Consider the following 9,076-nt stretch of genomic DNA (forward strand, 5'->3'; position numbering starts at 1 on the left):
GTACACACCCGTGCCCTTCACGACAGAGGTGGTTCCCTCATGCTCGCACGGACGCGCATCCCCCATGTCTTATCCGCCCTCGCGGTCCTGCTGCCGCTCGTCCTCACGATCGGGCCGCCCGCCCTGGCCGCGCCCGGTCCCGTGCAGGCCGTCGTCACCACGCGCGACGCCGCCTACCGCGAGACCGGTGCGTGGACGCAGGCCCAGCGCACCGGTTACCTCGCCGGCACGACCCGCTTCACCAGGGAGGTGGGCGCCACCGCCACCTGGACGCTCACCGCGCCGCTCGACGGCGAGTTCTCCCTGGACGTCTGGATCCCCGCCTCCTCCGACGTCAACGATCCCGCCGTCCTCTACTCCTGGGGGCAGACCCAGGTCCGCGCGAACCAGGCCGCCTTCGGCGACGCCTGGCATCCCCTGGCCACGCTGCGGCTGGCCAAGGGTGACGCCCTGGCCCTGACCGTCACGGCCGCCACCGCGGGCAAGGTCACCAGGGCCGACGCCGTACGCCTGCGCTCGACCGCGCCCCACCAGGACGTGCTCGTCAACCAGAGCGGCTACGACCTGACCGGCCCCAAGCGCCTCACCGCCCCCGGCGCGGCGGACGGCACCCCGTTCACGATCACGCGGGACGGCTCGACGGTGTTCAGCGGCACGGTCAAGGGCGGCGTCGGCGACTTCACCGCCTTCCGCCCCGCCTCCGCCGGCCCGTACGTGGCCACCGTGAACGGCGGCACCTCGCACCCGTTCGGGATCGGCCCCTACTGGACCTACCGGGTGGCCGTCCAGCGGGCGGTGGACTTCATGGTGCAGACCCGCTGCGCCCACGGCGACGCGGGCAAGCTCGTCTTCACCGACCCCAAGGGGCCGCACTGCAACCGCGGCAACACCGGGGTGGCCTGGCGCGACGACCACCAGTTCTCGTTCTCGCTGCAGAGCCTGATCGAGCTCTACCTGTCCAACCCGGACGCCCTCACCCGCTCTCCCGGCACCGGCCGCTACGACGGGCTGGCCGTCCCGGCCGCGCCCGACGCCCCCGAGATCGTGAAGCTGATCAACTGGGGAGTGGACCTCTACCTCCAGGGCCGGGTCAACCACGACCTGCTCAAGGAGCAGCTGGCCTGGTTCGTGCACGCGTACCCGCATCTGGAGCGGTGGATCCCGCGCGAGCAGTACCTCAAGGCCCGCGACCACCTGACGGCCACCTGGGGCGACCCGGCGCGCGACCGGTGGAACTGGTACGACATCCCGCACAGCGCCGACCTGTTCCAGACGTACACGGTCATCGGCACCGGCAAGGGCATGTTCCCGCCCGGTCACTCGATCGTGCCGAACCTCATGATGTACGACGTCGCCCGGCGCGACGGGCTGCCCGAGCCGCAGCGCTACCTCGACGCCGCCCGCGCCCAGGTGGACTGGATCGTGGGCAACCTGGACTGGACCGACCCGGCCACCACCAAGGGCCAGCGGATGAGCGAGCACGTCACGATGGAGTCGCTGGCCTACTACGCCGCCAGGTATCCGTCGGCGGCCCTGCGTACCAAGATCGAGCAGTGGGCCGACGTGGTGATCGCCCGCTCGGAGAACATGTGGGATTTCCGGAAATATTCGGACTCCTTGTGGATCATTCCCGAGTTCAACGAGCCGGGGAACGTCGCGGGCCTGCCCGCCGCGGCCCTCGCCGCCGCCCGCGTGCTCGACGACCCCGTCCGCGAGACCGCGCTGCGCAGGATCGCGGCCGGTCAGATCGACCACGTCTTCGGCCGCAACCCGGCCGACGCCCACTTCTCGCACGACGCCGCCACCCCCGCCGGGTTCGAGGGCGTGGAGCGCGGCTGGCCCAAGGAGTATCCGCCCGGCCATGGCGCGGGCGAGCTCGAAGAGGTGCAGGGAGTGCTCGACGGCTCCCCCAAGGAGGCGTCCTACCCCTACGTGCCCGACGCCGACCTCGGCTACACGGAGGGCTGGGTGGCCTTCAACACGGCGTGGAACGCCAGCCTCGCCCAGCTCGCCGTGGACCGGACGAGCATCCGGCACTCCACCCCGCGCCCGGGCGGTCCGCTCACCGTACGGCTGCGCGCCCCGCTCAACCTCGACGCCACCGCCCGCGAGACCGGCACATTGCGGGCCACCTCGTCGAGCGGCGACAGCGAGACGATCACGGTCACCGAGTCGGGCCCCAGCGCCCTCGACTTCACCGGCACGATCCGGACCGCGTCCGGCAGGGCCAGGCCCGGCGACGGGATCCTCCAGCTCGGCCCCGGCCAGAGCGCGACCCTCTCCTACGGCCTCGGCGCGTTCGCGACGACCGTCACCTTCTGAGAGAAGAGAACACCGGTGCTCAGAACCCGCTCGTTCATCACCGCCGCGGCCCTGCTCGCCGCGGCCACCCAGACGCTCGCCCCCGCCACCCCGGCGGCGGCCCGGATCCACGCCGTCGCCGACCTGGCGGCCGCCCAGCCGGCTCCGGAACGGCTGCCCTTCACCGTGGACTCCTCCAACCAGGCCGGCTGGTGGCGCCCGCTCGACTCCTTCCGCGGCGTGGACTACTTCGCCTACAACGCGCCGGCGGCCGAGGCCGGCCGGCACGAGGTGCACATCGCCGCCCGCGGCGGGGACGGCGTGTGGCGCGACGGCTGCCTGCCGGCCACCGGCGGCGGTTGCGTCACCTACGTCGACGACATCGGCCACAACCAGCCCTCGATCGTGGTGGACGGCGACGGCCGCATCCATGCGTTCGTCTCCATGCACAACAACTCCTGGCGCTACTACCAGAGCACCAGGCCGGGCGACGTGACCTCGATGGCCGAGGCCGCCGCCCAGCTGCCCGACCGCGACCTGCGTTTCACCTATCCGGTGACCGTGCGCGGCAAGGACGGCGACGCCTACGTCATGGCCAGGGCCGACCAGGACGCCGAGCGCACCCGTGGCGGGCGCCTCTACCGGTTCGACACCGCCGCGGACGCCTGGAGCACGGTGGCCGTGGTCGCCGCCGGACGCGGCTACTCCTTCTACCCGGACGACCTCCAGGTGGACACGGCGGGACGCGTTCACGTGCTGTGGGAGTGGGGCCCGTGGCCGGCCACCACGCACCGGCACCTGGGCTCGTACGCGGTGTTCGACCCGGCCGACGGCTCCTTCGCGGACGTGGCGGGCAACCCGCTCGCCATGCCGCTGGCTCCCCCGTCGGACGCGCCCGTCGTCTACCAGCCCTATGAGGGCGACGAGACGCTCACGTCCACCAGCCGGGCGGTGCAGACGGCCAAGCTCGCCGTGGTGGGCGACCGCCTGGCCGGCATCGCCTACCGCTATCTCACCGCACGCTCCGGCAGCACCTTCTCCGGCTTCGACGTCCGGTACGCGACGTGGACCGGGACGGCCTGGCGCCGCGAGACCGTGGTCGCCAACGGCGACTTCCCCGTCGACAACTCCGCCGCCATCGGCGTCACCCACGCCGGGCCCACCACCCGCGTCTACTTCGTCGCGGAGGCGAGCGGCTGCGGCGGGACCCGCAGCCAGGTCGTGCGGGCCGAGCGGTCCGGAACGGCCCCGTGGACGTTCAGCACGCTCGGCGAGGTGCGACAGGGCCTCCAACGGCTGCGCGCGCAGCGCGGCGCCGACGGCACTGACCTGCTGTACGTCACCGCGCCGCTGACCGGCGCCCTGTGGCGGGCCACGGTGCCGAGGACCGGCGTGCCGGGCGGCGGCGAGCCGTTCGCCGCGATCGCCCGGCGCCTGGCCGGGTCGTCAGGCGGTGGCACGAACGCCGCGCTGAACACCTCGGTCACCGTCTCGTCCGTGCTGCGCGCCGGCGCGGAGGGCGCCAAGGCCGTGGACGGGCTGTGCACCGACGACAGCCGGTGGATCTCCGCCGAGGGCGACACCGCGCCCGTCATCACCGTGGACCTCGGCAAGCAGGTGGCGTTCGACGAGGTACGCGTGCACTCCGGCTACACCAGGGCCCCGGTGCCCGGCACCGACGTGCTGCGCGACTTCACGGTCGAGGCCCGGACCGCGACCGGTTGGCAGGCGCTGGGCACGGTCACCGGCAACACCTCGGGGACGGTGACGGTGCCGGGAGCCGTGGCCGACCAGGTCCGCCTGCTGATCACCGATCCGTCGGGCAACGCCCTGGACGTGGCCAGGGTCTACGAGATCGAGGTGATCACCCGGCAGTGATCCCCATCTCAAATCGCGGTACGTTTCGTCTTAATCAGTAAGACATGGCCTAGAGTCCGACAGCATGACACCTTGGGAGATGGCCGCCGTGCTCGCGGCAGGCGTCGCGGGCGGGGCCATCAACACCGTCGTCGGCTCGGGATCCCTGATCACCTTTCCCACCATGCTCGCCGTCGGCCTGCCCCCGATCACGGCCAACGTCTCCAACAACATCGGCCTGGTCCCCGGCGGGCTGACCGGTGTCATGGGCTATCGGAACGAGCTTAGGGGCCAGCGCGAACGGCTGCTCCGCCTGGCCCCCGCCTCCCTGGCGGGGGCGCTGGCGGGCGGCCTGCTGCTGCTCAACCTGCCGGAGCGCACGTTCACGACGGTCGTCACCGTGCTCATCGCGCTGTCCTGCACGCTGGTCCTGATCCAGCCCAGGCTCACCCGCCTGCTCGCCGACCGGCCCCGGCACGCGCACGGCGGCCCGTGGTTGTGGCTGGGCACGCTGGCGTCCGGCGCGTACGGCGGATACTTCGGCGCCGGCCAGGGCATCCTGCTCATCGGCCTGATGGGCATCCTCATCGACGAGGACCTGCAGCGGATCAACGCGGCCAAGAACGTGCTGGTCGTGCTGGTCAACGGCGCCGCCGCCATCCTGTACGCCCTCGTCGCCGACGTCGACTGGCTCGCGGTGCTGCTGGTGGCGCTGGGCTCGATGGCCGGCGGGTTCCTCGGCGCCCGGCTGGGCCGCAAGCTGCCCGCCCCGGTGCTGCGCGGGGTGATCGTGTGCATCGGGGTGGTGGCGATCATCACGCTCCTCACCGATTAGGTGGAGTTTGCACCATAAATGAAAATCGTTACCATTGTCGGCCATGCGCCTAGATCGTCGTGCCTTCCTGTCCGCCGCCGCCGTGGCCCTGGCCGGATGCGCCGCCCAGCCCTCCGGCGGCACCGCGTCCTCGCAGCCCAGGAGGGGCGGCCGGCTGCGGGCGGTGTTCGCCGGCGGCGGGGCCCAGGAGAGCCTGGACCCGCACCTGGCGAACCTGTTCCTGGAGGCGTCGAGGTCCAAGGCGATGTTCGACAAGCTCGCCGACTACGGGACCGACGTCTCGATCGTGCCCCGCCTGGCCTCCGGCTGGGAGGCCGACGCGAAGCTCGGCACGTGGCGGGTCACCCTGCGCGAGGCCGCCTTCCACGACGGCCGGCCGGTACGCGCGGCGGACGTCCTCCACAGCTACGCCCGCATCGCCGACGAGAAGCGCACCTTCCGCGCCAAGGCGAACCTGGCCCTCATCGACCTGAGGAACAGCCGCGCCGTCGGCGAGCGCACGGTGGAGTTCCGGCTGCGGCGGCCCTACGCCGAGTTCCCCAACGTGCTGGCGGCCTTCGGGGCCTACATCGTGCCGGAGGGCGCCGACGAGTTCAGCCGGCCGGTCGGGTCGGGGCCGTTCGCGTTCGGGTCCTTCCAGCCGGGGCGCTCGCTGCTGCTCAGGCGCAACCCGGACTACTGGGAGGGCGCGGCGTACGTGGACGAGCTCGAATACCTCATCGCCAACGAGGAGTCCGCCCGGGTGAACGCCGTGCTCGGCGGTCAGGCCGACTACGCCCACGACCTGACCCCGGCCACCGCCCGCACCCACCAGGACGGCGGCCGGATGTCGGTCGTCCGGCTGACCAACAGCGGCATGCAGGCGTTCGCGATGAAGGTGGACCGGCCGCCCTTCGACGACCCGCGGCTGCGCCAGGCCATGTTCCTGCTGGCCGACCGGTCGCAGATGATCGACAGCGTGCTCGCGGGGGCCGGGCAGGTGGGCAACGACCTGTTCGGCAAGGACTACCTCTACTACGCCGCCGGCATCCCGCAGCGCACCCCCGACCTGGACCAGGCCAGATGGCTGATCGACAAGGCCGGGGCGAAGGGGCTGAGGATCCAGCTCGACACCTCGGCGGCGGCCAGCGGCTTCCTGGAGGCGGCCAGCGTCTTCGCCGACCAGGCCCGGCAGGCGGGGCTGGAGGTGAGCGCGAAGGTGGGCAACAAGGACACGTACTGGGCCGACGTACTGAACAAGGGCACCATCTGCTGCTACCGCTCCGGCGCCATGCCCATCGAGACCCACTTCTCCCAGCGGCTGCTCACCAACTCCACCACGAACGCCACCAAATGGGCCCGCCCCGAGTTCGACGCCCTCTACGAGCAGGCGGTCGCCAGCCCCGACGAGGCCAGGCGCCGCGAGATCTACCAGGAGATGCAGCGCACGCTGCACGCCGAGGGCGGCTTCCTCATCTGGGGCTTCGCCGACTGGCTGCTCGGCACCTCCCCCAGGCTGCGCGGCGTCGCGAACGCCCCCGCCAACACGCTCGACTGGGCCCGGTTCGACAAGGTCTGGCTGGGATGAGAACCAGAGCGAGTTTCACGTGAATCTGACCCGCTACGCGCTGCGCCGGCTGCTGCTCGGCGCGGTGCAGGTCGTGGCGGTGGCCACGCTGGTGTTCGTGCTCACGGAGGCGCTGCCCGGCGACGCCGCCGTGGTGCTGGCGGGGGACATCCCCGACGAGGAGCGCATCGCCCAGCTCCGGCACGCCCTGGAGCTGGACCGGCCCGCCGTCGAGCGGTGGGCGGACTGGCTGGCCGGGCTGGCGCGCGGCGACCTGGGGGTCTCGCTGGTCTCCGGCCGTCCGGTGGCCGAGGTGCTGACCGGCGGGCTGCCGCCGACGCTCGTCCTGGCCGGGATCACGCTGCTCCTGCTCGTACCGCTCTCGGTGGGGGCCGGGGTGATCGCGGCGGTACGGCACGGCCGCCTGCTCGACCGGGTGCTCACCACCGTGACCGTCGGGCTGTACTCCATCCCGGAGTTCGCGCTCGGCGTGGTGCTGGTCGCGCTGTTCGCGGTGCGGCTGGGCTGGTTCCCGCCGACGGCGGTCGGCGCACCGCCCAACCTGCTGGAGCAGCCCGCCCTGCTGGTGCTCCCGCTCGTGGTGCTGCTGGCCCGGCCGGTCTGCTCGATCAGCCGCCTGGTACGCGCGGGCATGATCGACGCGCTGGCCTCCGGCTACGTGGCGCACGCCCGCCGGCTGGGCCTGCCGTCCTGGCGGGTACGCCTGACGCACGCGCTGCCCAACGCCCTGGCCCCCGGCGTGCAGCAGCTCGCCAGGACCACGGACTGGCTGCTGGGCGGCGTGATCGTGGTGGAGTCGGTGTTCGTGATCCCCGGGCTCGGCACGCTGCTGAACGACTCGGTGGCGGCCAGGGACATCCCGGTGATCCAGGCGCTGTGCGTGTTGTTCGCGACGACCACGGTGGCCGTGAACCTGGCCGCCGACCTGGGGGCGTACCGGCTGGTCCCGGCGGGTGCCCGATGAGGGCGCGCCGGGGGGCCGGGGTGCTGCTGCTGGCCGTGCCGCTGGTGCTCGCGCTGGCCGGGCCGTGGCTGGCGGGCACGCCCGAGCCGCGCGGGATCTCCTTCGCCGCCGTGCCCCCGCTCGGCACGGACTTCGTCGGGCGGGACGTGTGGGAGCAGGTGCTGCTCGGCGGGCGTTCCGTGGTGGCGGTGGCGGTGCTGGCGACGTCGCTGGCGTACGCGGCGGGGGTGCCGCTGGGCATGGTGGCGGGCATGGTGGCGGGCATGTCGGCGGGCATGTCGGCGGCACTGGCCGGGCGGCGGTGGGTGGACGAGCTGCTGATGCGCCCGCTCGACCTGCTGCTGGCGGTGCCGTCGTTGCTGCTGCTCATCATGCTGGCGGCGCTGTTCTCGCCGGGGCCGGCCGCTCTGGTGGTGATCATGGCGCTGATCGGGCTGCCCGAGGTCGTACGCATCTCGCGGGCGGCGGCGCTGGAGGCGGCGGGCGGGACGGCGATGGAGGCCCTGCGGTTGCAGGGGGAGACGTGGTGGCGGCGCGCCATCGGCTACACCGGCCGGTCGATGCTCACGACGCTGGTGGCCGACGTCGGCGTGCGCCTGGTCGGGGCGCTCTATCTGGTCGCCTCGGCCAGCTTCCTGGGTGTCGGCCTGGCCCCGGACGCGAGTGACTGGGCGGTGATGGTGGATCGCAACCGGACCGGGATGTTCCTGCAGCCGTGGGCGGTGCTGGTGCCCGCGCTGCTGATCGTGGCCCTGTCGGTGGGGCTGAACCTGGCGTTCGACCGGGCAGTGCGGAAGGGCGGCAGGGCATGATCGTGCGGGTCTCCGGGCTGCGCGCGGAGGTGGACGGGCGGGCGCTGGTGGACGGGGTGTCCTTCGAGCTGGCGGCCGGCGAGGTGCTCGCGCTGGTCGGGGCCTCGGGCAGCGGCAAGACCACGACGGGGCTGGCGCTGCTCGGCGAGCACGCCCCGGGGGTGCGGCTCTCGGGCGAGGTACGCCGCGCGCCGGGCACCGTCGCGTACGTGCCGCAGCACCCGTCGAGCGTGCTCAACCCGGCCCGCCGGGTGGGCGGGGTCCTCCGCGAGATCGCCCGCCACCAGCCCGCGGGCGACGTACAGAGGCTCGACATACCGCAGGACCCGGCAGGGGACGTCCGGGCGCGGCGGCGCCGGCCGCCATGGGGCCGGGCCGGGGAGGCCGAGGAGCGGGTGCGGGAGGCGGCGCGGCGGGCGCGGTTGCCGGTCGAGCTGCTCGGGCGCTACCCGCACCAGCTCTCCGGCGGCCAGCAGCAGCGGGTCGTGCTGGCCCAGGCACTGCTGCTCGACCCGGTCCTGATCGTCGCCGACGAGCCGACGACCGGTCAGGACGGGCTCATCCGGGGCGAGGTCATCGAGGAGTTCCGCGGGCTGCGCACGCAGGGCATCGCCCTGGTGCTGCTCAGCCACGACCTGGCCATGGTGCGCGCGCTGGCGGACCGGGTGGCGGTGATGCACGGGGGCCGCATCGTCGAGTCGGGCCCGGCCGCCGCCGTCCTGGACGCCCCGCGACACGAC

The 9,076-nt window shown here is 73.0% G+C and carries 7 protein-coding genes; all 7 read left to right on the forward strand.

The window, feature by feature from the left end; translation table 11 throughout:
- Nucleotides 1-39: 39 nt before the first annotated feature.
- Nucleotides 40-2,322 (forward strand): golvesin C-terminal-like domain-containing protein, encoded by a 2,283-nt coding sequence (locus ACTWPW_RS12645; RefSeq protein ID WP_375110829.1) that lies wholly within the window; start codon nt 40-42, stop codon nt 2,320-2,322.
- Between the two features lie 15 nt (nt 2,323-2,337).
- Nucleotides 2,338-4,179 carry a BNR-4 repeat-containing protein gene (locus tag ACTWPW_RS12650; RefSeq protein ID WP_443168805.1) on the forward strand — a complete coding sequence of 614 codons (1,842 nt, stop codon included), beginning with the start codon at nt 2,338-2,340 and terminating at the stop codon, nt 4,177-4,179.
- 64 nt (nt 4,180-4,243) lie between these two features.
- Complete coding sequence (locus ACTWPW_RS12655; protein WP_443168806.1) at nt 4,244-4,993, forward strand: sulfite exporter TauE/SafE family protein; 750 nt, start codon at nt 4,244-4,246, stop codon at nt 4,991-4,993.
- Between the two features lie 43 nt (nt 4,994-5,036).
- On the forward strand, nt 5,037-6,560 hold the full coding sequence (locus ACTWPW_RS12660) for an ABC transporter substrate-binding protein (RefSeq protein WP_443168807.1): 1,524 nt from the start codon (nt 5,037-5,039) through the stop codon (nt 6,558-6,560).
- 19 nt (nt 6,561-6,579) lie between these two features.
- The gene (locus ACTWPW_RS12665) at nt 6,580-7,524 is read left to right on the forward strand and encodes an ABC transporter permease (RefSeq protein ID WP_443168808.1); all 945 of its coding nucleotides are present in this window, start codon (nt 6,580-6,582) and stop codon (nt 7,522-7,524) included.
- Nucleotides 7,521-8,336, forward strand: a complete 816-nt coding sequence (locus ACTWPW_RS12670) for an ABC transporter permease subunit (protein ID WP_443168809.1) — start codon at nt 7,521-7,523, stop codon at nt 8,334-8,336. Before ACTWPW_RS12665 ends, ACTWPW_RS12670 begins: the two co-directional genes overlap by 4 nt.
- Nucleotides 8,333-9,076: ATP-binding cassette domain-containing protein (locus ACTWPW_RS12675; protein WP_443168810.1), on the forward strand; the 744-nt coding region annotated here is incomplete at its 3' end. The genes ACTWPW_RS12670 and ACTWPW_RS12675, both read left to right, overlap by 4 nt.

The sequence above is a fragment of the Nonomuraea sp. KM90 genome (assembly GCF_052246675.1).
In the GTDB taxonomy this organism is placed as follows: Bacteria; Actinomycetota; Actinomycetes; order Streptosporangiales; family Streptosporangiaceae; genus Nonomuraea.